This is a genomic window from Azospirillum tabaci, from assembly GCF_014596085.1.
Taxonomy (GTDB): domain Bacteria; phylum Pseudomonadota; class Alphaproteobacteria; order Azospirillales; family Azospirillaceae; genus Azospirillum; species Azospirillum tabaci.
On record NZ_JACCJY010000010.1, the window covers coordinates 109,094 to 132,230 of the forward strand.

General features: G+C 70.4%; 26 protein-coding genes. 9 read left to right on the forward strand and 17 right to left on the reverse strand.

Going from position 1 to position 23,137, the window contains the following annotated elements; genetic code table 11:
• Window positions 1-20: 20 nt before the first annotated feature.
• Complete coding sequence (locus H0B54_RS12720; RefSeq protein WP_188260612.1) at window positions 21-452, forward strand: PaaI family thioesterase; 432 nt, start codon at window positions 21-23, stop codon at window positions 450-452.
• A complete protein-coding gene (locus H0B54_RS12725) occupies window positions 449-1,249 on the forward strand; it encodes an oxepin-CoA hydrolase, alternative type (RefSeq protein WP_188260613.1) in 801 nt (266 codons plus the stop codon). The genes H0B54_RS12720 and H0B54_RS12725 overlap by 4 nt, the downstream gene beginning before the upstream one ends.
• A 115-nt stretch (window positions 1,250-1,364) precedes the next feature.
• Here H0B54_RS12725 and gndA read toward each other — a convergent pair whose 3' ends face one another.
• The gene (gndA, locus tag H0B54_RS12730; protein ID WP_188260614.1) at window positions 1,365-2,807 is read right to left on the reverse strand and encodes an NADP-dependent phosphogluconate dehydrogenase; all 1,443 of its coding nucleotides are present in this window, start codon (window positions 2,805-2,807) and stop codon (window positions 1,365-1,367) included.
• Between the two features lie 64 nt (window positions 2,808-2,871).
• The gene (gntR, locus tag H0B54_RS12735) at window positions 2,872-3,930 is read right to left on the reverse strand and encodes an HTH-type transcriptional regulator GntR (RefSeq protein ID WP_246472510.1); all 1,059 of its coding nucleotides are present in this window, start codon (window positions 3,928-3,930) and stop codon (window positions 2,872-2,874) included.
• Window positions 3,931-4,049: 119 nt separating this feature from the next.
• On the opposite strand from gntR, the gene H0B54_RS12740 reads away from it, so the two are divergent.
• Window positions 4,050-4,601, forward strand: a complete 552-nt coding sequence (locus tag H0B54_RS12740) for a gluconokinase (RefSeq protein ID WP_246472511.1) — start codon at window positions 4,050-4,052, stop codon at window positions 4,599-4,601.
• 28 nt (window positions 4,602-4,629) lie between these two features.
• Entirely contained in the window at window positions 4,630-6,432 is a 1,803-nt protein-coding gene (gene edd / locus H0B54_RS12745; protein ID WP_425490030.1) for a phosphogluconate dehydratase, read from the forward strand.
• A 186-nt stretch (window positions 6,433-6,618) separates the two neighbouring features.
• Here edd and H0B54_RS12750 read toward each other — a convergent pair whose 3' ends face one another.
• The 7 genes from H0B54_RS12750 to H0B54_RS12780 form a co-directional block, all read right to left on the reverse strand.
• Window positions 6,619-7,383, reverse strand: coding sequence for a 2-keto-4-pentenoate hydratase (locus tag H0B54_RS12750; RefSeq protein ID WP_188260615.1), 765 nt, complete (start codon window positions 7,381-7,383; stop codon window positions 6,619-6,621).
• Between the two features lie 27 nt (window positions 7,384-7,410).
• Window positions 7,411-8,463 (reverse strand): LacI family DNA-binding transcriptional regulator, encoded by a 1,053-nt coding sequence (locus tag H0B54_RS12755; protein WP_188260616.1) that lies wholly within the window; start codon window positions 8,461-8,463, stop codon window positions 7,411-7,413.
• A gap of 12 nt (window positions 8,464-8,475) precedes the next feature.
• Window positions 8,476-9,414 (reverse strand): 2-hydroxyacid dehydrogenase, encoded by a 939-nt coding sequence (locus tag H0B54_RS12760; RefSeq protein ID WP_188260617.1) that lies wholly within the window; start codon window positions 9,412-9,414, stop codon window positions 8,476-8,478.
• Window positions 9,415-9,438: 24 nt separating this feature from the next.
• Entirely contained in the window at window positions 9,439-10,227 is a 789-nt protein-coding gene (locus H0B54_RS12765) for an amino acid ABC transporter ATP-binding protein (RefSeq protein ID WP_094303362.1), read from the reverse strand.
• Window positions 10,228-10,398: 171 nt separating this feature from the next.
• Complete coding sequence (locus H0B54_RS12770; RefSeq protein ID WP_188260618.1) at window positions 10,399-11,199, reverse strand: transporter substrate-binding domain-containing protein; 801 nt, start codon at window positions 11,197-11,199, stop codon at window positions 10,399-10,401.
• Window positions 11,200-11,245: 46 nt separating this feature from the next.
• Complete coding sequence (locus H0B54_RS12775) at window positions 11,246-11,899, reverse strand: amino acid ABC transporter permease (RefSeq protein WP_094303364.1); 654 nt, start codon at window positions 11,897-11,899, stop codon at window positions 11,246-11,248.
• A gap of 14 nt (window positions 11,900-11,913) precedes the next feature.
• Window positions 11,914-12,594: an amino acid ABC transporter permease gene (locus H0B54_RS12780; protein WP_211109349.1), complete on the reverse strand. Its 681-nt coding sequence runs from the start codon at window positions 12,592-12,594 to the stop codon at window positions 11,914-11,916.
• A 394-nt stretch (window positions 12,595-12,988) separates the two neighbouring features.
• Here H0B54_RS12780 and H0B54_RS12785 point away from each other — a divergent pair, with 394 nt between their 5' ends.
• Window positions 12,989-14,239 carry a molybdopterin molybdotransferase MoeA gene (locus H0B54_RS12785; RefSeq protein WP_188260620.1) on the forward strand — a complete coding sequence of 417 codons (1,251 nt, stop codon included), beginning with the start codon at window positions 12,989-12,991 and terminating at the stop codon, window positions 14,237-14,239.
• Between the two features lie 70 nt (window positions 14,240-14,309).
• On the opposite strand, the gene H0B54_RS12790 is transcribed toward H0B54_RS12785, so the two are convergent.
• From H0B54_RS12790 to H0B54_RS30415, 3 genes are read right to left on the reverse strand one after another with little or no spacing between them, the layout of a single operon-like run.
• Window positions 14,310-14,636 carry a DUF1244 domain-containing protein gene (locus H0B54_RS12790; protein WP_014197334.1) on the reverse strand — a complete coding sequence of 109 codons (327 nt, stop codon included), beginning with the start codon at window positions 14,634-14,636 and terminating at the stop codon, window positions 14,310-14,312.
• An 11-nt stretch (window positions 14,637-14,647) separates the two neighbouring features.
• Window positions 14,648-15,886: a DUF2478 domain-containing protein gene (locus H0B54_RS12795; RefSeq protein WP_188260621.1), complete on the reverse strand. Its 1,239-nt coding sequence runs from the start codon at window positions 15,884-15,886 to the stop codon at window positions 14,648-14,650.
• Between the two features lie 32 nt (window positions 15,887-15,918).
• Window positions 15,919-16,155, reverse strand: a complete 237-nt coding sequence (locus tag H0B54_RS30415; RefSeq protein WP_094303383.1) for a sulfurtransferase TusA family protein — start codon at window positions 16,153-16,155, stop codon at window positions 15,919-15,921.
• A gap of 154 nt (window positions 16,156-16,309) precedes the next feature.
• Here H0B54_RS30415 and H0B54_RS12805 point away from each other — a divergent pair, with 154 nt between their 5' ends.
• Window positions 16,310-17,359, forward strand: coding sequence for an SDR family oxidoreductase (locus H0B54_RS12805; RefSeq protein WP_188260622.1), 1,050 nt, complete (start codon window positions 16,310-16,312; stop codon window positions 17,357-17,359).
• Here H0B54_RS12805 and H0B54_RS12810 read toward each other — a convergent pair.
• Entirely contained in the window at window positions 17,340-18,089 is a 750-nt protein-coding gene (locus tag H0B54_RS12810) for a TSUP family transporter (protein WP_188260623.1), read from the reverse strand. The two genes, H0B54_RS12805 and H0B54_RS12810, sit on opposite strands and share 20 nt — an antisense overlap.
• 161 nt (window positions 18,090-18,250) lie before the next feature.
• On the opposite strand from H0B54_RS12810, the gene H0B54_RS12815 reads away from it, so the two are divergent.
• Window positions 18,251-18,655 (forward strand): four-helix bundle copper-binding protein, encoded by a 405-nt coding sequence (locus tag H0B54_RS12815; protein ID WP_188260624.1) that lies wholly within the window; start codon window positions 18,251-18,253, stop codon window positions 18,653-18,655.
• A 13-nt stretch (window positions 18,656-18,668) separates the two neighbouring features.
• Here H0B54_RS12815 and H0B54_RS12820 read toward each other — a convergent pair whose 3' ends face one another.
• Window positions 18,669-19,544, reverse strand: coding sequence for a hypothetical protein (locus tag H0B54_RS12820; RefSeq protein WP_188260625.1), 876 nt, complete (start codon window positions 19,542-19,544; stop codon window positions 18,669-18,671).
• A gap of 160 nt (window positions 19,545-19,704) precedes the next feature.
• Here H0B54_RS12820 and dcd point away from each other — a divergent pair, with 160 nt between their 5' ends.
• On the forward strand, window positions 19,705-20,289 hold the full coding sequence (gene dcd, locus H0B54_RS12825) for a dCTP deaminase (RefSeq protein WP_014197327.1): 585 nt from the start codon (window positions 19,705-19,707) through the stop codon (window positions 20,287-20,289).
• 82 nt (window positions 20,290-20,371) lie between these two features.
• Here dcd and H0B54_RS12830 read toward each other — a convergent pair whose 3' ends face one another.
• The 3 genes from H0B54_RS12830 to gloB all read right to left on the reverse strand — a co-directional run bounded on the left by H0B54_RS12830 (window position 20,372) and on the right by gloB (window position 22,268).
• The gene (locus H0B54_RS12830) at window positions 20,372-20,800 is read right to left on the reverse strand and encodes a cupin domain-containing protein (RefSeq protein WP_188260626.1); all 429 of its coding nucleotides are present in this window, start codon (window positions 20,798-20,800) and stop codon (window positions 20,372-20,374) included.
• Between the two features lie 14 nt (window positions 20,801-20,814).
• The gene (locus H0B54_RS12835) at window positions 20,815-21,420 is read right to left on the reverse strand and encodes a glutathione S-transferase N-terminal domain-containing protein (RefSeq protein ID WP_188260627.1); all 606 of its coding nucleotides are present in this window, start codon (window positions 21,418-21,420) and stop codon (window positions 20,815-20,817) included.
• A gap of 86 nt (window positions 21,421-21,506) precedes the next feature.
• Window positions 21,507-22,268 (reverse strand): hydroxyacylglutathione hydrolase, encoded by a 762-nt coding sequence (gene gloB / locus H0B54_RS12840; RefSeq protein WP_188260628.1) that lies wholly within the window; start codon window positions 22,266-22,268, stop codon window positions 21,507-21,509.
• Window positions 22,269-22,329: 61 nt separating this feature from the next.
• Here gloB and H0B54_RS12845 point away from each other — a divergent pair, with 61 nt between their 5' ends.
• Window positions 22,330-23,106, forward strand: coding sequence for a class I SAM-dependent methyltransferase (locus H0B54_RS12845; protein WP_172428537.1), 777 nt, complete (start codon window positions 22,330-22,332; stop codon window positions 23,104-23,106).
• The last annotated feature ends 31 nt before the right edge of the window (window positions 23,107-23,137 follow it).

The window sequence follows — 23,137 nt, forward strand, 5'->3', positions numbered from 1 at the left end:
ACGGGTTGGAGAGCGCTTTTATGGACGACTTGATGAAGGGGGAACCGGCCTCCGGCTTCCAGACCCTGCTCGGATATACACTGGTGCGGTGGGACGAGGGCGTGGCGGAGGTGGAGCTGACCATCGCTCCGCAGCACCGCAACCGAGGCGGCGTCCTGCACGGCGGCGCGTTGATGACCCTGCTCGACACCGTCATGGGATTCGCGGCGACCCACTGCGCGGTGCCCGGCCATTCCCGCCGGGTGGTCACGCTGTCGCTGTCCTCCAGCTTCCTGGGTGCCGTGGCGGAGGGCACGGTGGTGGCCCGCGGCACGCTGCTGGGCGGCGGGCGCAAGATCGTCGGCTGCCGGGGCGAGGTGCGGCGCAAGGAGGACGGCGCGCTGCTGGCGTCCGCCGAGGGAATGTTCAAGTATGCTCCGGGAAGCGAAAATCCGGAGGGAACGCCCCGATGACCATTACGAACGATAAGAAGACTGGCTTGGACATCGCGCAGGACGGCCGTGTCCTGCGCCTGACCATCAACGACCCGGCCACCCGCAACTCGATCGGCCCGGCGCTGATGGAGGCGGCCCGCGCCGCCTTCGACGCGGCGGCAGCCGACGCAAGCGTCGGGGCGGTGGTGCTGACCGGCGCCGAAGGGGCCTTCTGCTCCGGCGGCAATCTGAAATGGCTGAAGGAGGCGCGCGGCGGCGACCGCGAGGCGGTTCGGGCGGGGGTGGAGAGCTTCCACGCCATGATCCGCAGCCTGCGCGCCTGCCCGAAGCCGGTCATCGCCGCGGTCGAGGGGCCGGCGGGCGGGGCGGGTTTCCCGCTGGCGCTGGCCTGCGACCTGATCGTCGCGGCGGAGGACGCGGTGTTCACCCTGTCCTACATCAAGGTCGCGCTGACCTCCGACGGCGGCGGCACGGCGTCGCTGGCCCGCGCGCTGCCGCCGCAGCTCGCCGCGGAGATCCTGTTCGAGGGCGGGCGCGTCGGTGCGCCGCGTCTGGCGCAGCTCGGCATGATCAACCGGCTGACCGCTCCCGGCGGCGCGCTGGCCGAGGCGACCGCCTGGGCGGAACGGCTGGCCGCCGGCCCGACCGCCGCCCTGGGCCGCGCCAAGGGGCTGCTGGAGGTCGCTTACGGCGGGCTGGCGGAGCAGCTCGACCGCGAGCGCGACGCCTTCGTGGAGTCGCTGTTCCACGACGAGGCCGGGGAGGGCGTGACTGCCTTCTTCGAAAAGCGGGCGCCGGTGTTTCCGAAGGGGTGAGTGGTCGCATAAGGGGTCCCCACCCCGGCCCTCCCCCGCTTCGCAGGGGAGGGAGAAAAGTCCCCTCCCCTGCGAAGCGGGGGAGGGCCGGGGTGGGGGCCAGTGCAGAGCGCCCTCAGGCCCCCTTCCACTCCGTGTGCACCATGCCCGGACGGTCGGTGCGCTCGTAGCCGTGGGCGCCGAAATAGTCGCGCTGGGCCTGGATCATGTTGGCCCACAGCCGGCCGCTGCGGTAGCCGTCCCAGTAGGACAGGGCCGAGGCCATCGCCGGGACCGGCACCGCGGCCAGGGTCGCGGCGGCCACCACGCGGCGGAAGCCGGTGTCGCCGCGGGTCATCAGGCCGGCGATGTCGGGGTCCAGCATCAGGTTCGGCAGTTCCGGCGCGCGGTTCAGCGCGGTCAGGATGCGGTCGAGCAGGCGGGCGCGGATGATGCAGCCGCCGCGCCAGATGCGCGCCACCGCCGCCAGATCGACGTCCCAGCCGAATTGCCGGCTGCCCGCCGCGATCACCGCGAAGCCCTGGGCGTAGACGGCGATCCGCCCGCTGAGCAGCGCGTCGCCGACGGACGCGACCAGATCCTCCGTGGAGGGGACGTGGGGGATGGCCAGCGCCTCGGAGGCGCGCACGCGCTCGTCCTTCAGGGCGGAAAGGCAGCGGGCGTGCACGGCCTCGGCGATGGTCGGGGCGGGCATGCCCAGCTCCAGCGCGGTGGTCGCCGCCCAGTGGCCGGTGCCCTTCTGGCCGGCGGCGTCGCGGATCACTTCCAGGATCGGGGCGCCGGTCTCGCCGTCCTTCGTGCGCAGGATGTCGGTGGTGATCTCCATCAGGTAGGAGGCCAGCTCGCCGCCGTTCCATTCGGCGAAGATGTCCGCCAGACGCTCGTAGGAGCAGCCGCCGATCTCGCGCAGAAGATGATACGCCTCGGCGATCAGCTGCATGTCGGCGTATTCGATGCCGTTGTGGATCATCTTCACGAAGTGACCCGCCCCCTCCGGCCCGACGCGGGCGAAGCAGGACTCGCCGTCCGGGGCGCGGGCGGCGATGGCGGCCAGCAGCGGGGCGACGGGGGCCAGAGCCTCGGCGTCGCCGCCGGCCATCAGGGCCGGGCCGCGGCGCGCGCCCTCCTCGCCGCCCGACACGCCCAGCCCGACGAAGCGCACGCCCGCCGCCGCGGCGAGTGCTGCGCGGCGGTTGGTGTCGCGGAAATGGGAGTTGCCGCCGTCGATCAGCACATCGCCCGGCGACAGGCGGGGCAGCAGGGCCGCCGTCAACTCGTCCACCGGGGCGCCGGCGGGCACCATCATCAGGATCGTGCGCGGCGCCTTGAGCGCGCCCAGCAACGCCTCCACCGACGCGCAGGCGATGGCGTTGCCCACCTGGGCGGCAAAGGCGCCGCGGCGCCCCTCGTCCAGGTCGTAGCCCGCCACCACGGCCCCGTGGTCGGCCAGATTGGCGGCGAGGTTGCGCCCCATCACGCCCAGGCCGAGGACGGCGATGTCGGCCGAGCCGACGGCAGCGAATTCCGCTCCGGTCCCGGTCGCGTTGCCCTGCACCATTACGACGAACTCCCGTACATTCTCTTTGATGACACCCCGCGGCGCGGGGGTCGGTTGCGGTCTCTCAAGTGGTCTCGCGGACCATCAGGCGAAAGCCCAGATCCACACGGCGCGGATTTTCCCGGCTTTTCGGCGTTCGGTCCGCCATGCCCGCGATCAGCAGGCGGGCCGCCTCCACGCCGATCGCGCGGCGGGGGGTGGCGACGGTGGTCAGCGGCGGGACGGTCCAGGCCGCCCCCGCCAAATCATTGAACCCGGCGACGGCCAGCCGCTCCGGCACCGGGATGCCGAGCCGTACGCATTGGAACAGCGCGCCCTGCGCCAGATCGTCGTTGCACAGGAACAGCGCGTCGGTGTCCGGATGCGCCGCCAGCGTGCGTTCCAGCAACTCCGCGCCCAGCGCGACGGAGGTGGCGTCCGGCACCATCAGTTCCAGAGCGGGGTCGTGCCGCCCGGCGTCGCGCAGCGCCTGCCGCCAGCCGTCGCAGCGCTGGCGCGTCCGCGGGTCGAGCTGCCCGGCGATCAAGCCGATCCGCCGCCGCCCCCGCGCTGCCAGATGCGCGCCGACGGCGTAACCGGCGTCGTACTGCGAGAAGCCGACCGTCTGCACCGGGCAATCGCTGTGTTCACCCTCCGCGGCCAGATCCATGGTGTGGATGACCGGGATCGTCAGGCTGCGCAGCAGGTCCCAGGTGCCCGGCGTGTGGTCGAGCCCGGTCAGTATCACTCCATCCGGATCGTGGGCGAGCTGGGTGCGCAGCACGCGCTCCTCCGCCTCCGGGCCGTAGCCGGTGATGCCGACCAGCGGCTGGTAGCCCTGCGGGCTCAGCGTCTCCTGCACGCCGGCCAGCAGATCGATGAAGACGGCGTTGGTCAGGGAGGGGATCAGCACCGCCACCGTCATCGTCCGCGCCGAGGCCAGCGCCGAGGCCACGCGGCTGGGCACGAAGCCCAGGCGGCGGCTCGCCTCCTCGACGCGGGCGCGCACCTCCTCGCTGACCGTGTCCGGCCGGCGCAGGGCGCGGGACACGGTCATGGCGCTGACCCCGGCGGCGGCGGCGACGTCGGCCATGGTGGCGCGTCCGCTGCGCGAGGATCGGGGTTTGCGGGGGGTGGCGGTCATAGGCGTTCCAGTTGTCCGGCGGCCATTATCCCGCGCTGGATTGGGCTTTACAAGCCTCGTTTGTTAGCGGTAACATGCGCTCCTCTCCCCACTCCATTCTGTTTCGAGGACTGACCGGCATGAGCCCTCTTCCGTCTCCTGATGTTACCGCTAACATGGCCGGGTCGGTGGACGCCGTCGTGGTGATGGGCGTGGCGGGTTGCGGCAAGACCTCGGTGGGGGAGGAGCTGGCCCGGCGGCTTGGCTGGCCGTTCCTGGAGGGCGACAGCTTCCACCCGCCGGAGAACATCGCGAAGATGTCCGCCGGCATCCCGCTCCAGGACGAGGACCGCTGGGGCTGGCTGGACACCATCGCCGCCCACATCGCTCTGGCGGGGGAGGCGAAGGCGCCGATCGTGGTGTCCTGCTCCGCGCTGAAGCGACGCTACCGCGAGCGGCTGAGCGCCGGCGGGACGCGCGTCCTGTTCGTTCATCTGGACGGCAGCCGGGACATCATTCATGCGCGCATGGCGCTGCGCGCCGGCCATTTCATGCCGACCGCTCTGCTCGACAGCCAGTTCGCGGCGCTGGAGCCGCTGGGGGCCGGGGAGTTCGGCATCGTCTGTGACATCGACGCCAGCCCGGCGGAGATCGCCGCCCGCGTCTCCTCCCAGATCGCCCCCGCCGCCTGAACATTCTGCCGTCTGGAAGGACCACGCCATGATGAGTCTTCATCCCGTCCTCGACGCCGTCACCCGCCGCATCCGGGAGCGCAGCCAACCCACCCGCGCCGCCTATCTGGAGCGTCTGCGCGCCGCCGCGGCGCAGGGGCCGCGCCGTCTGGCGCTGGGCTGCGCCAACCGGGCGCACGGCTTCGCCGGCTGCACGGCGGCGGAGGACAAGGCTGCGCTGCGCGGCGGCTCCACCCCGGCCATCGGCATCGTCACCTCCTACAACGACATGCTGTCCGCCCATCAGCCCTACGGCGACTATCCGGAGCGGCTCAAGGCGGCGGTGCGGGCGGCGGGCGGCGTGGCCCAGGTGGCGGGCGGCGTGCCGGCGATGTGCGACGGCGTCACCCAGGGCGAGCCGGGCATGGAGCTGTCGCTGTTCTCGCGCGAGGTCATCGCCATGGGAACGGCGGTCGCCCTGTCGCACGGCACCTTCGACGGGGTGCTGTGCCTCGGCGTCTGCGACAAGATCGTTCCGGGGCTGCTGATCGGCGCGCTGTCCTTCGGCCATCTGCCCACCGTCTTCGTGCCCGCCGGGCCGATGCCCTCCGGCCTGCCCAACAAGGAGAAGGGGCGCATCCGCCAGCAATACGCGGAAGGCAAGCTGGACAAGGACGCGCTTCTGGAGGCGGAGGCCGCCTCCTACCACGCGCCGGGCACCTGCACCTTCTACGGCACCGCCAACTCGAACCAGATGCTGGTCGAGATGATGGGGCTGCACCTGCCGGGGGCGAGCTTCGCCAACCCAGGCACGGCGCTGCGCGACGCGCTGACCGATGCGGCGGCGCGGCGGGTGGTGTCCCTGCGCACCCCCATCGGGGAGATCGTCGACGAGCGCGCCATCGTCAACGCGGTGGTCGGGCTGCTGGCGACGGGTGGGTCCACCAACCACACGCTCCATTTGCCGGCCATCGCGGCGGCGGCGGGGATCGCCCTGACCTGGGAGGACTTCGCCGAGCTGTCGGCGGTGGTGCCGCTGCTCGCCCGCGTCTACCCGAACGGCAGCGCCGACGTGAACCAGTTCGAGGCGGCGGGCGGCATGGCCTTCCTGATCGGGGAACTGGCCGAGGCCGGCCTTCTCCATGGCGACGCCGCCACGGTGTGGGAGGACGACAGCATCGCCGCCTACCGCCGTCCGCTGCGGCTGGAGGGGGACGCGCTGGTGCGCGGCGCGGCGGTCCGGGAGAGCGCCGACCCCGCGGTGCTGGCGCCGGTCGCGTCGCCCATGGCGCCGGAGGGCGGGCTGCGCGTGCTGAGCGGGCCGCTGGGTCGCGCGGTGGTGAAGGTCTCCGCCGTGAAGCCGGACCATCGCGTGATCGAGGCGCCGGCCCGCGTCTTCACCGACCAGGAATCGGTGCAGGCGGCCTTCCGCCGCGGCGAGCTGCACCGCGACGTGGTGGTGGTGGTGCGCTTTCAGGGACCGAAGGCCAACGGCATGCCGGAACTGCACAAGCTGACGCCGCCGCTGGGCGTGCTTCAGGATCTCGGCTACCGCGTGGCGCTGGTGACGGACGGGCGGATGTCGGGGGCGTCGGGCAAGGTCCCGGCGGCCATCCACGTCACGCCGGAGGCCGCGGCGGGCGGTCCGCTGGGGCGCGTTCGCGACGGCGACCGGCTGCGGCTGGACGCCGAGCGCGGCACGCTGGAGGTGCTGGTCGACGACGCGGAGTGGGACGCGCGCCCGCTGGCGGACGCGCCGGCCGATGCCGGTGTCGGCTGCGGGCGGGAGTTGTTCGGGGTGTTCCGCCGGGCGGTCGGCAGCGCCGAAGCCGGGGCGTCGGTGTTCGGGTGAGGGCAGTCCTATTGCGGGTTCCCTCTCCCCCCTGGGGAGAGGGTTAGGGTGAGGGGGGTGCGCTTGTGCCGGACGTACCGCCATGCGCACCCCCTCACCAGCCCTCCGGGCCACCCTCTCCCCGGAGGGGAGAGGGCTATAAAGGCCAGGGGCGAGACTACATTGCGGAGGGCGAGGGGAGTCCGATCACTTCACGGTCAGCTCGTAGGTGCCCATCGTCCCGTACACGGCGACCGACGTGCTGCCCGCCGGGACCATGACGGTGCCGACGTGGGAGCCGGTGGTCACCACATCGCCGGCCTTCAGACCGCCCAGGCTGACCGCGCCGGTGTTGGCCATCCACACCAGAAGCCGCACCGGCTCGCCCGCGGAATTGCCGGCGACGGTCTCGATCTTCTGCTCGCCGTCGACGACCAGGGCCACCCGCTCCTTGAGCGGCTCCAGCGAGCGCCAATCGGCGATGGCCGGGCCGACGACCAGGGCGCCGTGGTTGAACTGGTCGGCCATGTGGCTGAACCACTCCTGCGAGCCGAAACCGGCGAAGCGCGTGTCGACGATCTCGAAGGCCGGGTGGACGGACTCCACGGCGTCGAGGACCTCCTCGCGGCTGTAGGGCTCGGCGCGGGGCGGCAGGTCCTTGGCGAACTTGTAAGCGATCTCCGCCTCCATGCCGATGACCTGATAGTCCGCGGCGGGTAGCGTCGTCGTGTCGAAGAACAGCGTGTCGGCGTGGATGGGGGCGCGGAACGGCTCCGAATCCGGGGTGCGGGCGCCGACCTTCCAGGCGACCACCGGGCCGAGGCGGCGGGCCACGGCGTCCTGGATGGCGTAGGCCTCGGCCTCGCTGGTGGGTCGGGTCGGCAGGGCGGACAGCCAGTCGCGGCTTTTCCGCGCCTGGATCAGGGCGTCAACGGAATCGCTGAATGCGGCGTTGTTCATCTCTTCGGGCATTATCTTCGGGCCTTCGCTTTTCTTCGGTTATTGGTGCTTATCGGGTTGGACTCTCATGGCGCCGCAGGACTCGCGGATGACCAGCCGGGCGGGCAGGATCACGCGCTCCGGCGCGCCCTGCGGGTCGGCGATGCGGCGCAGCAGCAGGCGGGCGGCTTCCTGCCCGATCTGGCGGGCGGAGGTCGCGACGGTGGTCAGGGCGGGACGGCTCATCGCCGCTTCGGCCATATCGTCGAACCCTGTCACGGCGACATCGCGCCCGGCCCGGAGACCGCGGGCCTCCAGCCCCAGCATCACGCCGAACGCAACCAGATCGTTGTAACAAAGCATCGCGGTGGGCGGGTCGGCAAGATCCATCAGCGGCCCCACCGAGTCCAGCCCGCCGCGGCGGGTGGCCGGGCAGCGGACGACCAGATCCGGGGTCAGGCCGTGGCGGCGCAGGGCCGCGGCGAAGCCGACACGGCGCCCGGCCGAGGCGGAGTGGGACAGGTTGCCGCCGACGAAGGCGATGCGGCGATGGCCGATCCGCAGCAGATGCTCGGTCACCATCTCCATGCCGAACTCGTAATCCACCCCGGCGTAGTCGCCTTCGCGGGCGGAGACGAAGCGCAGCGCCTGGACGACGGGAAGCTGCCACTGGCGCAGCCGGTCCAGCAGGGCCGGCGAGGTTCCGGCGGCGGGGCAGAGGATCACCCCGTCGACATTCTGCTCGCGCATGCGCTGGAGGTAGCGGTCCTGCCGCTCCCCCGATTCAGCGGTGTTGGCGAGGAAGGCGACGACCCCTTGCTCACCCAGAACGTCGTCCACCCCGGCGGTCAACTCGCCGTAGAAGGAGTTGTTGATCTCGCAGACGAGCAGGCCGACGGTGTCGGTGCGGGCGGCGCGCAGGGTCGCGGCGCCGCGGTTGTAGACATAGCCCAACGCCGCGATGGCAGCCTGCACGCGCTCCCGCGTCTCGGCGGCGACCAGCGGACTGCCGCGCAGGACGAGCGAGACGGTGGACCGCGACACCCCGGCGTGGTGTGCCACCTCCGTCAGGGTGATGCGGGCCGGTCCGCCGCGCTCGTCCAGGACGGTCATTCACGCCGCCATTCAGACGACGGCCGTCGGCAGCGGCTGGCCGGCGAAGAAGGCGGACAGGTTCGCCAGCACCAGATTGCCCATCGCCATGCGCGTTTCCACCGTGGCGCTCGCCTGGTGCGGCTGGAGCACGACGTTGTCCAGGCCGAACAGGGCCTCGGGCGCGTGCGGCTCGTTGGCGAAGACGTCCAGCGCGGCCCCGCCGAGACGCCCGTCGGTCAGGGCGGCGACCAACTCCGGCTCATCCACCACGGCACCGCGGGCGACGTTGACCAGCAGCCCGTCGGGACCCAGCGCCTCGATCACCGCGCGGTTGACCATGTTGCGGGCGTCCGGCCCGGCCGAGGCGGCGACGATCAGGATGTCGCTCTCCCGCGCCAGATCGACCGGGGAGGCGACGAAGCGGTAGGACACGTCGGTGCGCGGCTTGCGGTTGGTGTAGGCGATCTCCATGCCGAATCCGGCGGCGCGCTGGGCGATGGCCATACCGATGCGGCCCAGACCCAGGATTCCCAGCCGCTTGCCGGTCACCTTGCGGGCCAGCGGCAGCCCACCGCCCGGCCAGCGCCCGGCGCGCACGAAGCGGTCGCCGACCATCATGCGGCGCGACCCGGCGATCATCAGCCCGATGGCGAGATCGGCCACGTCGTCGGTCAGCACGTCGGGCGTGTTGGTGACGCGGACGCCGCGGCCCGCCGCGTGCTTCAGGTCCACCGCGTCGGTGCCGACGCCGTTGATCGCGACGATCCCCAGGTTCGGGCAGGCGTCCATGATCGCGTTGCTGACGCCCGTGCCGCCGCCGGTGACGACGGCGCGGACGCGCGGCCCCACCTCGGCGACCAGCCGGTCGCGGTCGGGCGCCCCGGCGAGGCGGTGGACGGTGTAGCCCGCGTCCAGCGCCGCCTCGATGTCCGGCATCATGGATTCGACGAGGAGGATCTCCGGCTTCATCAAAAGCGTCCTTCGTGGCGTGGCTCAGTGGGTGAGGATCTGGCCGAGGAAGTTGCGGGTCCGCTCGGACCTCGGATTCGTGAAGAACTCGGCGGGGGTCGCCTGCTCGACGATCTCGCCGCGGTCCATGAAGATGACGCGGTCGGCGACCGACTTGGCGAAGCCCATCTCGTGCGTGACGCACAGCATGGTCATGCCGTCCTCGGCCAGCCCGATCATGGTGTCGAGGACCTCCTTGACCATCTCGGGATCGAGCGCGGAGGTCGGCTCGTCGAACAGCATGACCTTGGGGTTCATGCACAGCGACCGCGCGATGGCGACGCGCTGCTGCTGCCCGCCGGAGAGCTGGCCGGGGTATTTGTCCGCCTGCTCCGGGATGCGCACGCGCGCCAGATACTTCATGGCGATGTCCCGCGCCTCCTGCTTGGAGGTGCCGCGCACCCTCATGGGAGCGAGCATGCAGTTCTCGACCACGGTCAGGTGCGGGAACAGGTTGAACTGCTGGAACACCATCCCGACGTCGCGCCGCACCTGATCGAGGTGGCGGTGGTTGGCGTCGATCGTGACGCCGTTGACGGTGATCGTGCCCTTCTGGTGCTTCTCAAGCTGGTTGATGCAGCGGATCAGCGTGGACTTGCCGGAGCCCGAGGGGCCGCAGATGACGATCCGCTCGCCCTTGTGGACCTCCAGCTCGATGTCCTTCAGCACATGGAAGCTGTCGTACCATTTCTGGACGCCGGCCATGCGGATGACGACCTCACCGCTGACCGGCCGCGGCGCGGGGACGTCCGTGGTATCGTAAGCCGAGGCCATGGGGGACTCCTCCAAAATTGGCCCTCTCCCGCCCCGGGAGAGGGAAGGGACCCATGCGAAGCGTGGGAAGGGTGAGGGTGCCGCCAAGAATCAACATTTTGATCCTCGCGCTACCCTCACCCGCCCGCTTCGCGGGCACCCTCTCCCGGGGCGGGAGAGGGGATCAAGAACTTACGACTTGGTCAGCGGGGGCAGGTCGGTGCCCAGCCACTTCTTGTGGATCTCGTTCAGCTCGCCGTTCGACTTCGCGGTCTCGATGAACTCGTTGACCCACTTCAGCAGGGCGTCCTGGCCCTTGCGCATGGCGATGCCCTGCACCTGACGGTTCAGCACGAACTTCATCTCATAGTTCGCCTGCGGGGCCAGCTTCTTGATCTCCTTGGTGACCACGTTGCTGAGGCCCAGCGCGTCCACCTGACCGGACAGCATGGCCTGCACGGCGCTGGCGTCGTCGTCGAAGCGCATGATGCGCGCGTCCTTCGGAGCGGCGGCGGTCAGGGCGTTGTCCTGGGTGCTGGCGCGGGCGACGCCGACGCGCTTGCCCGACAGCTCCGCGGCCTCCTTGATCTTGGTGTTGGCCGGGGCGACCAGACCGATCTCGATGGCGGCGTAGGGCTCGGAGAACTGCACCTGCTCGGCGCGGGCCGGGGTGATGCCCAGCGAGGCGACCAGCAGGTCCACCTTGTTGGTCAGCAGGTAGGGGATGCGGTTCGGGCCGGTGACCGGAACGATCTCCACCGGGACGCCCATGTGCTTGCCCAGCAGCTTGGCGACGTCGGCGTCGTAGCCGTCCGGCTTGCCGTCGGCGGTGGTGATGCCGAAGGGCGGGAAGTCCACCAGCATGCCGATGGTCAGCTTGCCCTTCGACTTGATCTCGTCGACGGTCTGGGCGGCGGCGGGAACGGCCAGGGCGACGGCGGCGGCCATCATGGCGCCGGCAACGGCGAGGCGGCGGGTGATCGACAGGCTCATTGGGGGTTTCCTCACGGTTCTTATGAAAAGGATGTCGGCTTCGGGCTTAGCGGGTGGCGAGGGCGTAGCGCCGCTCCAGACGGGCGCTGAGCAGCGACAGCGGCCAGCACATCAGGAAGTAGAGCACCGCCACGATCCCGAACACCAGGAAGGGCTGGAAGGTGGCGTTGTTGACGATCTGTCCGGCGCGGGTCAGCTCGGTGAAGCCGATGATGGCGGCCAGCGAGGTGCTCTTGATGAGCTGCACGAGGAAGCCCACGGTCGGCGGCACCGCGACTTTCACCGCCTGCGGCAGGATCACATAGCGCATCAGCCCCGGATAGCGCAGGCCGAGCGCCGAGGCGGCCTCCCACTGGCCGCGCGGCACCGCCTGGATGCAGCCGCGCCAGATCTCGCCGAGGAAGGCGCTGGCGTTCAGCGTCAGGCCCAGCGCCGCGGCGGCCCAGGGGTTGAGGTCGAGGCCCATCACCGTGGCGCCGAAGAAGACCAGGAAGAGCTGCATCAGCAGCGGCGTGCCCTGGAACAGCTGGATGTAGCCGGTGGCGGCCAGCCGCACCGCCTTGATGTCCGAGGTGCGGGCCAGCGCGATGAACAGCCCTACCGTGGCCCCGCCGACGAAGGCGATGGCCGACAGCGCCAGAGTCCATTGCACGGCGCTGAGAAGGAAGAGGAACTCGTTGTAACTGAAGGCGCGGATCATGGCTCGGCCCTCCCTCAGCGCCGGTCGGTGTCGTAGGCGAAGGCCAGCTTGTAGATGCCGGCGAACAGCGCGGAGAACATCATCGCCAGCGCCAGATAGATGCCGGTGACCACGATGTAGATTTCGAAGCTGCGGAAGGTCTGCGACTGGATGTTGTTGGCGACCGAGGTCAGCTCGTCCGCCGAGATCGCCGAGACCACGCTGGAGCTGAGCATCAGCAGGATGAACTGGCTGGTCAGCGCGGGGTAGACGGTGCGCAGCGCCGGCTTGATGACGATGTAACGGAAGACCTGCAACGGCTTCAGTCCCAGCGCCAGCCCGGCCTCGATCTGGCCTTTTTGGATCGATTCGATGCCGGCCCGGATGATCTCCGTCGCGTAGGCGCCGACATTGACCACCATGGCGATCAGCGCGGCGAGGTCGGGCGACAGGCGGACGCCCATGGTCGGCAGGCCGAAGAAGATCAGGAAGATCTGCACCAGGAAGGGCGTGTTGCGCACCACCTCGATGTAGGCGTTGATGATCCAGCGGATCGGCTTCGGCCCGGACGTTTTGCCGAGCGCGCAGAGGATGGCGACGATCAGGCCGAGAATCATCGCGCCGATCGACAATTGCACGGTCAGCCACGCGCCCTGGAGCAGATAGTCCCAGGAATCGATGACCGCCTTAAAATCGAAGGTGTAGTTCACGGGCATTCCCTCCGCATCCGGACCGGCCGCAACCAAACCGGGGCGTTGCGCGCCGCCGGTGGACGGTCCCTGTGCGGGATTCTCGTTATCGGCCTCTCGTCGTCCGGCAACCCGCGGCGATGTCTCTGGCGCCGGATGTTGCGAAGAACCTATTTGGATCGATCCAAATGCGCAAGGGTGAAAACACAGCGCTGCGAAATTAATTCGTGCAGCCAACAATCACGCCGCGAACTCCTCCTGGTGATGCGCTACCGCGATGGTGCGTCCACGAACGGACGCTTGCGCCGCGCCGCGTCTTGACGATGATCAAGGTGGAACACGACCGCGCACCGGACTATTCGGGGTGATACGACGCGGTGCCGCCCCGTGAGGGTGGCTCCCAAGGGAGAAGGAATATCGCATGGACTGCTTCGCCGGCCCCGGCCCCGCCGCCCCCCTCCCGCTGGACGAGGCGTTGGCCCGTGTGCAGCGGACCTACGGCGCGGCGACGGAGCCGGAGGAGGTGCCGCTGCGCGCAGCGCTCGGCCGCATCCTGGCGGAACCGGTGACGGCGACGGTGAACGTGCCGCCGGTCGCCGTCTCGGCGATGGACGGCTGGGGATTCGGCAAGGGGGACGGAGCTGCGGAGGGCGATGCCTTGCGGCTGGCCGTGGTGGGGCGCGTGCCCGCCGGCTCCGTCTTCCCCGGTACGGTCGGGCCGGGCGAGGCGGTCCGCATCTTCACGGGCGCGCCGATCCCGGCGGGGGTGGACACCGTCGCCATGCAGGAGGATTGCCGCGCCGAGGACGGAGCGGTGCTGGTCCCCGCCACCCTCGCGCGCGGCGCCAACATCCGCGAGGCCGGGGAGGACATGACGGCCGGATCGGTCGTGCTGACGCCCGGCCTGCGGTTGCGCGCCCAGGAGATCGGTCTGGCCGCCGCGGTGGGCCGGTCGAACCTGTTGGTGCGCAAGCGTCTGCGCGTCGTCCTGTTCTCCACCGGCGACGAACTGCGCGAGCCGGGGTCGGACAAGCCGGAGGGGACGATCTACGACGCCAACCGCTACACGCTGGCTGCCCAGCTCGACGCGCTGGGGGCGGACGTGCGCGACCTCGGCATCCTGCCGGACAAGCCGGAGGTGACCCGCGCCGCCCTGGCCGACGCCGCGGCGACCGCCGATCTCGTCGTCACCTCCGGCGGCGCGTCGGTGGGGGAGGAGGACCATGTGAAGGCGGCGGTCGGCGAGCTTGGGTCCGTCGATCTGTGGAAGCTCGCGCTGAAGCCGGGCAAGCCGCTGGCCCTCGGGCGCATCGGCACCACACCGTTCCTCGGCCTGCCCGGCAACCCGGTTTCGGCAATGGTGACCTTCATGCTGGTGGGGCGCCCTCTGGTGCTGCGCCTGTCGGGGGCGGAGAGTGCGCCAGCCCCCCGCTGCCTCGTCGTCGCCGGCTTCGAATTCAAGAAGAGGCCGGGACGGCGCGAGTTCCTGCGCGCCCGTCTGGCGACCGGACCGGATGGCCGCCCGGTCGCCCACAAGTTTCCCAGCGACAGCTCCGGCGTCCTGACCTCGATGGTCGAGGCGGACGGGCTGGTGGACATGCCGGCGGACGCCACCGCGATCCGCGACGGGGACATGGTGGAGTTCCTGCCCTTCACCGGGCTGTTCGCCTGAGCTTCACGCCGGGGCCGGGCATCGGGTTGGGGCAGCGCTTCACCCGGGCCGCGGCCTCGTCGATGTCCTTTTACTTCTTCGGCATGTGCCCGCTGATCTCGGCGTGCAGGGGTTTGGTGTCCTCGAACGTCTTCTGCTGTTCGGGGGTGGCTTCCTTCTGGTGCTTCGCCTTCCATTCCGAATAGGGCATGCCGTAGACGGCGATGCGGGCCTCCTCGTCGGTCAGCGGCACGTTCCGCTCCTTGGCGGCGGCGGCGTACCATTTGGACAGGCAGTTGCGGCAGAAGCCGGCCAGATTCATCAGGTCGATGTTCTGCACGTCGGTGCGCTTCTGAAGATGCGCGACCAGACCGCGGAATGCGGCGGCCTCCAGTTCGGTGCGGGTCTTCTCGTCCATTCCAATCCCTCTCAATTTTGTTGGTTGTGCAGCGTGACGAAGCGGCCGTGGCGGTGGAAGCTCTGGGACGAGCCGCCGGCCAGGATCGCCTCGGCCACGGCGTCGCGGTTCTCCACCACGAAGCCGGCCAGAGCGGCGATGCCGTAGCGGAACAGCCGCGGCGTCAGCGGCGTCCCCGGCCCGACGAGGGCGACGCGGGTCCCCTCCGCCACCGACAGCAGACGGGGCAGGGTGCGGTTGGTCAGGGTGGAGGCGGTGATCGCCGCACCCTCGGCGCCCCGCAACAGCCATTCCCCGGCGGCTTCCGGATACTCCCCGTCGCTGGGGTTCCGCTCAACCACATGGGCGTTGGGCAGGCGCCGGGCAATCTGCGGGAAGGCCCCGAAGACGACGACGCGCCCCTCCATCCCGGTGAACAGGTCCAGCCCATTGACCGGAGAACCGGTCAGATCGGGGCGGTTGTAGTGGGCGTTCAGGGCGGCCATGCCGACCGCGGCCTCCTGCGGGTCCCAGGAGCGCGCGGCGTGGGCAGCCAGCTCTGCGAGGCCGACGCCGGCCCAGCGCGCCGGGTCGAGCGGCGGCGCCGACTGCGGGCGGGCGGCCAGACCGATGCCGGGCCCCGCGGCACCGTCCGTCTCCACCATGATCCATTTGGCGCCGATGGTGATGGCACGGACCTCCGCGTCCTCCACCCCGTGCAGGAGGTCGTCGTAGAGCCGGTGCGCCCCCCACCAGCGCCACAGCGCGTCCTCGTCCGGCGAAATCAGGGAGGTGAAGCCGCCGGTGAAGCTCTGCCACTCGTTGAGGAAGCGGCTGCCGACGCTGGTCAGCACCGGGATGCCCTCGGCGATGCCGGCCAGCAGCTCGTCCGCCAACCCCTCGCCGTGCGCCTCCAGTCCGGCAAACTTGTTGACCACCAGGAGGTCGGCGCGCTCCGCGATGGCGCGGCGCAGCGCCTGGCTGGCCTCGGCCACCCCCTGGGGATCGACGCGGCAGGACTGCGATGCGCGGCCCAGATGCTGGGAGATGTCGTAGGCCTGACCGGTGGCGACGTCCACCAGCTCCATCAGGTCGGCGCAGTCGCCGGGCGCGCCGGTGTTGCGCTGGATCACGCCGCCGACGCGAAAGCCGCGCCGCTGCAGTTCCGTCACAAACCGGTCGATCATCGCGTCCACGGCGGCGGAGCCGGGGCCATGGACCACCGCGCCGGGACGCAGCGGGGGTGGAACCGCGGGGCGCAGGGTCGGCATGGGGCGGGCTCCTTCAGAGATGGAGGCGAACGTCACGCGGCGGAGGCGCCGCGGCGGATGTGGTACACGAACACCTCCCCGCGCGTCTCGTGCGCCAGCAGCACGTTGTCGGTCGTGTTGCAGAAATGCTTGAAATCGATGATCGACGCCGGGTCGGTGGCGTAGACGATCACCTCCTCCCCCTCGGCCATTTTGTCCAGGAGGGCACGCGTCCGCAGGATGGGCAGCGGGCAATGCAGCCCCTTCACGTCGAGTTCCTTGGCCGCCACGAACACACCCTCTTCTTCTGCATGGTCACCGGACGCCGCGACTGTACCGGGTTCGCGCCTCCGTCTCCACCGTTCCGGGCGGTCAGGGCACCTTTGCCGGGCTGGGATGTTAGCCAGGAAACGGACTCGAACGAACAATGCGGGAGCAACGCTTATGGCCGGTCGGCATTTCGACAAGGTGGTGGTCATCACCGGGGCGTCCAGCGGGATCGGCCGGGCGACCGCCCTGGAATTCGCGCGCCAGGGCGCCGCGGTGGTGCTGGCGGCGCGGCGCCACGCCGCCCTGCACGAGGTCGCGGAGGACTGCGTGGAAGCCGGGGGGCGGGCGATGGTCGTGCCCACCGACGTGCGCGACCAGGAGCAGATGAACCGGTTGGCCGAGCGCGCCATCGAGGTGTTCGGCGGGATCGACGTCTGGGTGAACAACGCCGGCGTGATCGCTTTCGGACGCTTCGAGGAGACTCCGCAGGACGTGTTCGAGGAGGTGATGCGCACCAACTTCTTCGGCACCGCCAACGGTTGCCGCGCCGTGATGCCCCATTTTCTGGAGCGGGGGGAGGGCACAATCATCAACGTCGCCTCGCTGGCCTCCATCGTCGGGCAGCGCTACGCCGCCGCCTATGCCGCCAGCAAGTTCGCGGTGCGCGGCTTCTCCGAAACGCTGAGGCAGGAGCTGGTGGAGGACCCCGGAATCCAGGTCTGCACCGTGCTGCCCGGCCCCATCGACACGCCGCTGTGGCAGCATGGCGCGAACTACACCGGCCGCGCCGTCAAGGCGATGACGCCGCTGCGCCCGCCGGAGGAGGTGGCGGAGGCCATCCTGCGGCTGGCCGAAAACCCCCGCCCAGAGCTGTTCGTCGGCGCCGCGGGGCGCTCCGCCGCCCTGCCGCACGTGGTGGCGCCGGCGCTGGCCGACCGCATGCTGGCCCACCGGATGGACCGCGACATGTTCGACAACCGCCCGGCCCACGACACCTCCGGCGGCGTTCTGGAGGCCATGCCGGACTATCGGGAGGCGAGCGGCGGCTGGATGGAGCGCGCCGCCGCGCAGGGGCCGCAAGGCCGGGCGGATGGGCGCCGGACCTTCTGCTGGACCAACCTCGCCTTGTTCCTGCTGCCCATCGGGCTGATGAGCCGTTTGCCCGCCCATGTCTGGGAGCGGCGGGCGTGGGAGAGTGCCAGGGTCAGGCCGTCAGCATCTTGAGGGCGGACAAGGCCAGGATCGCGGCCAGCAGATAGCGCAGCGCCGCGGTCGGCAGATGGCGGCTTCCCAGCCAGGCGCCGACCGCCCCGCCCACCCCGGCGGCGGCCAGCCACCAGGGCAGGGCCGTCGGCAGGGTCGTCGCGGTCGTCCAGGTCCCGGCCAGCGCCGCCGCCGAGTTCAGCAGGTTGTAGGCGGCCGACACGGCGGCGGCGCGGCGGGTCTCGACCCAGCCCATGAGCAGGATCAGCGGCGCCAGGAAGATGCCGCCGCCAGTGCCGGTCATCCCGGACAGGAAGCCCACGGCCGCCCCGGCGGCGAGCGCCGGCAGGAAGGGCGGCGTGGCCTCATGCGTCAATCCGGGTGTTCCGCGCGCCGCCCAGGTGGAACGCGCCAGTTCCAGCGCCGCCAGAAGGAGGATCGCCCCGACCAGCGGGTAATAGAGATGCGACGGCAGGTGCAGCGTGCCGCCGAGGAACGAGAAGGGCATCCCCAGCACGCCGAACGGGTAGAAGGCCCGCCACGTGAACAGTCCGGCGCGCGCGAAGCGGGTGGTGCCGATGGCGGCCACCAGAAGGTTGAGGGCGAGCGCCGTCGGCTTCATCGTCGCCGGGTCGAGCCCGACGATGCCCATGACCGCCAGATAGCCCGAGGCGCCGGCCTGCCCGACCGCGGCGTACAGCGTGGCGACGGCCAGGATCAGCGCCGTCAAACCGACCGTCTCGTTGATCACCCGCGTTTCCCCCAAAGCTTCGCCGGTCGCTTGTAAACCGGTGGGCGTGGGCAGGGCCAGGGAAAGGGCGGAGGATTTCCGAACCATGGAGGCGCGGCGCTGTTGGCGGGGGAGGGCACCGACGCCCATCCCCCATCACCCCTGTCCTTCGGAGCCTGCCCATGCACGCCCGCGAGATGATCAGCACGCACCCCCAGGTCCGCGGCAACGCCAACGACGCGCTCAGCCGCTGCATCGAGGCCTGCTACGACTGCGCGCAGACCTGCACCAGCTGCGCCGACGCCTGCCTGGGCGAGGATCAGCTGGCCGAGCTGGTCCAGTGCATCCGTCTGAACATGGATTGCGCGGACGTCTGCACGGCCACCGGTTCCGTCGCCACGCGGCGCAGCGGTTCCAACGAGGCGGTGATCCGCGCCATGCTCGACGCCTGCGCCACCGCCTGCCGCCTCTGCGCCGAGGAATGCGAACATCACGCCGGCATGCACCGGCACTGCCGCATCTGCGCCGAAGCCTGCCGGACCTGCGAGGACGCCTGCCGCAAGGCTGCGCAAGGCCTGAGCCATTGATGGAGGCGGGGGGTTATCCGCCGTTTCCGAGGATCACCCTGTCCAGGTAATCGGCCAACAGCGGGCCGTCCCCCAACCCGAGCAACAGCTTGGACGACACATTGCCGTTGTCCGTCCGCAGGCCGGGAACCGACGCGTGGCGGGTCAGGAAGCGGTCCAGCGCGGCGTTCCAGGCCGGGTCGGCGTTGCGGCAGAAGATCTTCGACAGTGAGAAATGCGGCACCTTGCGGAAGGGGCTGGGAAGGCGCTTCCCCTGGAAGACCGCCGGCGGGTTGCCGTGGGCGCGGTAACGGGCCTCCAGCGTCTTGCGGAAGCTCTGGAAGGTCGTCCCACCGCTCTCCATGCCGATGGTGACGACCGGAACGCCGAGCAGGGCCACCGAGTCGGCGATCAGGCGGGCGTTCTCCTCCTGGTCGCGCCGGATGGCCTCGGCGATGTCCGGATCGTCGCGCATCGCATCGTTCAGCCCCACCGTGCGCGGCGTGTGGAAGGAGCTTTTGTTCAGCACCATCACCTTGCGGCGGAAGGACCCGGCGCCGAAGATGCCATCGAAGAAGCTGTGCGCCATGGCCCCGGCGCGCCCCTGGACGCACAGATAGACGGATTGCTCGAACTCCCGGCGCCCCGGATTGTCGCCGACCAGGATCAGCTCCGGCAAAGGGCCGTCGGCGGTCGCGTAGGTGGCGAGGTCGCCGTTCGCGACGAACAGCGGCGACACGGAATCCCGGAGGGCGCGGACCCGTTCGCCGTGTTCGGCGACGCGAGCCCGGAACAGCGAGACCGTGTCCGGCCGGTCGTCCGCGGGCGGGACGTCGCCCAGGATGACGGACAGGCGCCGCAACTCGGCCTCGTTGTCCGCTGCCGACGCGTCGATCGACGATACCGCCATTCCCATCACCCCTTTTGCCAAGCCGTCCCCATCCAAGGGACCGGCGCCATCTAAGGGACTGGTGATTGTGTTGTCGAGAGGCGTCGATCCGGTTATAGAGTGCGCCAGGGAAGCGACCGGAGCCGCGCCGATTGCGGGTTCGCCAGGAGGTTCGGAAGGAATGAAGCTGTCAGACGTCGATATTCGCCGATACCTCGCCGAAGGACGCATCGAGATCGACCCGTTGCCGGCGGAGAGCCAGATCGGCGCGATGTCGGTCGACCTCCAGCTCGGGAACGCCTTCCAGGTCTTCCCGCCGGGCAAGGCGGCCTTCGTCGACCTTGCCCCACCGGAGGGCCATCCCAGCCAGGTTCCCGACAAGCTGATGGATCGGGTCGAGGTTCCCGTTGGTGAGCCGTTCTTCCTGCATCCGGGCGAGCTGGTGCTCGGGATCACGGTGCAGCGCATCGGCCTTCCCAACGACATCGCCGGCCGTCTGGACGGTCGCAGCAGCCTCGCTCGCCTCGGGCTGATGGTGCACGCCACCGCGCACACCATCGATCCGGGTTGGAACGGCCGCATCACGCTGGAATTCTTCAACTGCGGGCGGCTGCCGCTGGCGCTGCGTCCGGGCATGAGGATCTGTGCCCTCAGCTTCGAGACGCTGATGTCGCCGACCTCCAAGCCCTATGCCGCGCGCCCCGACGCCAAGTACCGCGACCAGCTCGATCCCCTGCCGAGCCGGATCAACCTGGAACAGCCCTGAGGGCTGGTCTCCGAAGGCCGACGTTGAAAAGGCGCCCCGCTTCCGGGGCGCCTTTTTTATGCGGCGTGAGGCGGGCGGATCCTTACCCGGGCTCCCACCCCTCCGGCGCCATCTCGAAGCCGGCGAATTCGAAGGCGGGGGAGACGGTGCAGCCGACCAGAACCCAGCCCGCCAACGGCCGCGCCGCCTGCCACGCGTGCGCCGGAACGACCCCCTGCGGGCGTTGGCCGCCCGCCAGGTCCATCCCCAGCACCACCCGCTCCACCGACCGCCCGTCGGCGGAGATGGACAGCTCCAGCGGTCCGCCGGCGTGCCAGTGCCACATCTCGACCGCGTCCACCCGGTGCCAGTGGGAGCGCTCGCCGGCCTGAAGCAGGTAATGGATGCCGGTCTTGACTCCGCGTCCGCCGCCCGGCGGGGCGTCCCGGAAGGTCTCCACATAGTGGCCGCCTTCCGGATGGGGCTGCATGCCCAGCGTGGCGATGATGCGCTCGGGCGTCAGCGACTCCATGGCCTCGCCCTCCGTCACGCCGGTGGCGGGGCGGTGCGGCGGAAGCTGTCGAGGTCGGAGGCCGAGGCGAACCAAGCCGCCAGTTCCGGGCGGCCCACCCGCCAATCCTCGTGCCCGAACCGGAAGTCGAGGTAGCCGAGCGCCACCAGGATGGACAGCGTTCCGATGGTCAGCGTGCCGTCGAGGGCCGGCGCTTCCGCCTCCAGCACGTCGAGCGCGCGGGCGACGGCGCGGCGCTGGCGCTCCGCCCAGGATTCGGAGCGCTCGCCGTCCGGACGCTGAAGCTCCAGGCGGCGCAGGATGGCGGCGTCGCAGATGCCGTCGGCCAGCGCCTGCTGGCGCAGCGCCGTCCAGCGCGCCGGGCCGGAGGCCGGGAACAGGCGCGGGCCGTCGTGCAGCGAGTCCAGATACTCCGCGATCACCGGGCTGTCGTAGAGCGTCGAGCCGTCCTCCAGGATCAGGGCCGGCACCTTGCCCAGCGGGTTGTCCGCCGGCAGGTCCGTGTCCGGCGCCCAGGCGTTGGTCACCTGCTTCCCGACCGCCGAATCCAGCCCGCATTCGATGAGGACCATCGCGACCTTGCGGACGTAGGGCGAGGTCGGGCTCCAGCGCAGCTTCATGAAAATCTCTCCTCCCGTTCGGTGGGCGTCAGCGTAGCGCGAGGGCGCGCCGTCTTAAAAGCGGTCCTTCTTAAAAGCGGTCCTTCTTAAAAGCGGTCCTTGCGGCCGCGGATCTCGGCGAAGACCGCCACCGGGTCGGCTCCGGCCATGCCCAGCGCCGCCTGGACCTCCGGCGCATCGGCGCGCAGGAAGGGGTTGGTGGCTTTCTCGACACCCAGTGCGGACGGAATGGTCGGCTCCCCGCGCTCGCGCTGCGCGGCGACGTCCGCCGCACGGGCCTTCAGGGCGGCGTTGTCCGGCTCCACCGTCACGGCGAAGCGGGCGTTGGACAGGGTGTATTCGTGGCCGCAATAGACGCGCGTGTCGTCCGGCAGGCCGCGCAGCTTGACCAGCGAGGACCACATCTGGGCGGGCGTGCCCTCGAACAACCGCCCGCAGCCGAGCGCGAACAGCGTGTCGCCGCAGAACAGCGCCTTGGCCTCCGGAAACCAGAAGGCGATGTGGCCCGAGGTGTGACCGGGGACGAAAAACACCTTTGCGGTGAGCGATCCAAACGAAATGGTCTCGCCTTCGCCCAGACACGTCTCCATATCGGGAATGCGGGCCACGTCGGCGCGCGGGCCGATCACGTCGGCGCCGTAGCGCGCCTTCAGCGCGTGGTTGCCGCCGATGTGGTCGCTGTGATGGTGGGTGTTGAAGATGTGCGTCAGCGTCCAGTTGCGCCGGTCCAGTTCCGTCAGCACGGGCTGCGCGTCGCCGGGGTCAACGACTCCCACGGCGCCGCTGGCCGGATCGCGCAGGAGGTAGATGTAGTTGTCGGCGAACGCCGGAATCAGGTGGATGTCCATGGCCTTGGGCCCCTCCCGCATGAATGTACGGTTGATCGAAACGTGATAGCCTGGGATGACCATGTACACCGATATCGTCGATCTTCGTGAGTTCTACGAGTCCGGGCTGGGTCAGGCGGCGCGGCGGATGATCCGTCGGCGCATCCGCACCATCTGGCCCGACCTGCGCGGGCAGATCGTGCTGGGGGTCGGCTACACGACGCCGTATCTGCAGCCCTTCCGCGACGAGGCGGAGCGGGTGTTCTCCATCATGCCGGCGACCCAGGGCGTGACCTTCTGGCCGCCGGGCGGGCCTGGGCTGGTGGCGCTGGGCGACGAGGCGGACCTGCCGCTCGCCGACATGTCGGTGGACCGCGTGCTGCTCGTCCATGGGCTGGAAGGGACCGAGCAGCTCCGCCCGATGATGCGGGAGATCTGGCGCGTGCTCGCCGGCGGCGGGCGGGTGCTGGTGGTCGTGCCGAACCGCCGCGGCCTGTGGGCGCGGGCCGACTGGACGCCCTTTGGCCATGGCTTCCCCTATTCGGCCTCGCAACTGAAGCAGGTGCTGCGCGACACCATGTTCGTGCCGGAGCGCACGGGGCACGCGCTGTTCCTGCCGCCGCTGCGCTCCCGCTTCCTGCTGAAGACCGCCCCGGCCTGGGAGGAGGTGGGCGGGCGCTGGTTCAAGGCCTTCGCCGGCGTCACGATGATCGAGGCGTCCAAGCAGATCTTCGCGGGCGTGCCGCGCAAGACCCAGCAGCCGGCCAAGCGCCGCCTGATCGTTCCGCTTCCCGGCGGGGCGGCCCCGGCCCGCCGCCCGGCGGGGTCCGGCGCGTGGCGCGTGTCGGAGGAGCCGTAAGCCTTGCTCCGGGACCGTCCGGGTTTATAAC

Coding starts and splice junctions, on each gene's coding strand:
- H0B54_RS12755 (WP_188260616.1), bottom strand. CDS start 8,463: ATGACCGTCCTGGACGAGCGCGGCGGACCGGCCCGCATCACCCTGACG.
- gndA (WP_188260614.1), bottom strand. CDS start 2,807: ATGGTGCAGGGCAACGCGACCGGGACCGGAGCGGAATTCGCTGCCGTC.
- H0B54_RS12740 (WP_246472511.1), top strand. CDS start 4,050: ATGAGCCCTCTTCCGTCTCCTGATGTTACCGCTAACATGGCCGGGTCG.
- H0B54_RS12780 (WP_211109349.1), bottom strand. CDS start 12,594: ATGCCCGTGAACTACACCTTCGATTTTAAGGCGGTCATCGATTCCTGG.
- edd (WP_425490030.1), top strand. CDS start 4,630: ATGATGAGTCTTCATCCCGTCCTCGACGCCGTCACCCGCCGCATCCGG.
- H0B54_RS12845 (WP_172428537.1), top strand. CDS start 22,330: ATGTACACCGATATCGTCGATCTTCGTGAGTTCTACGAGTCCGGGCTG.
- H0B54_RS12725 (WP_188260613.1), top strand. CDS start 449: ATGACCATTACGAACGATAAGAAGACTGGCTTGGACATCGCGCAGGAC.
- dcd (WP_014197327.1), top strand. CDS start 19,705: ATGAAGCTGTCAGACGTCGATATTCGCCGATACCTCGCCGAAGGACGC.
- H0B54_RS12760 (WP_188260617.1), bottom strand. CDS start 9,414: ATGAAGCCGGAGATCCTCCTCGTCGAATCCATGATGCCGGACATCGAG.
- H0B54_RS12790 (WP_014197334.1), bottom strand. CDS start 14,636: ATGGACGAGAAGACCCGCACCGAACTGGAGGCCGCCGCATTCCGCGGT.
- H0B54_RS12805 (WP_188260622.1), top strand. CDS start 16,310: ATGGCCGGTCGGCATTTCGACAAGGTGGTGGTCATCACCGGGGCGTCC.
- gntR (WP_246472510.1), bottom strand. CDS start 3,930: ATGACCGCCACCCCCCGCAAACCCCGATCCTCGCGCAGCGGACGCGCC.
- H0B54_RS12835 (WP_188260627.1), bottom strand. CDS start 21,420: ATGAAGCTGCGCTGGAGCCCGACCTCGCCCTACGTCCGCAAGGTCGCG.
- H0B54_RS12815 (WP_188260624.1), top strand. CDS start 18,251: ATGCACGCCCGCGAGATGATCAGCACGCACCCCCAGGTCCGCGGCAAC.
- H0B54_RS12770 (WP_188260618.1), bottom strand. CDS start 11,199: ATGAGCCTGTCGATCACCCGCCGCCTCGCCGTTGCCGGCGCCATGATG.
- H0B54_RS12775 (WP_094303364.1), bottom strand. CDS start 11,899: ATGATCCGCGCCTTCAGTTACAACGAGTTCCTCTTCCTTCTCAGCGCC.
- H0B54_RS12765 (WP_094303362.1), bottom strand. CDS start 10,227: ATGGCCTCGGCTTACGATACCACGGACGTCCCCGCGCCGCGGCCGGTC.
- H0B54_RS12795 (WP_188260621.1), bottom strand. CDS start 15,886: ATGCCGACCCTGCGCCCCGCGGTTCCACCCCCGCTGCGTCCCGGCGCG.
- H0B54_RS12720 (WP_188260612.1), top strand. CDS start 21: ATGGACGACTTGATGAAGGGGGAACCGGCCTCCGGCTTCCAGACCCTG.
- gloB (WP_188260628.1), bottom strand. CDS start 22,268: ATGGACATCCACCTGATTCCGGCGTTCGCCGACAACTACATCTACCTC.
- H0B54_RS12750 (WP_188260615.1), bottom strand. CDS start 7,383: ATGCCCGAAGAGATGAACAACGCCGCATTCAGCGATTCCGTTGACGCC.
- H0B54_RS12830 (WP_188260626.1), bottom strand. CDS start 20,800: ATGGAGTCGCTGACGCCCGAGCGCATCATCGCCACGCTGGGCATGCAG.
- H0B54_RS12785 (WP_188260620.1), top strand. CDS start 12,989: ATGGACTGCTTCGCCGGCCCCGGCCCCGCCGCCCCCCTCCCGCTGGAC.
- H0B54_RS12820 (WP_188260625.1), bottom strand. CDS start 19,544: ATGGCGGTATCGTCGATCGACGCGTCGGCAGCGGACAACGAGGCCGAG.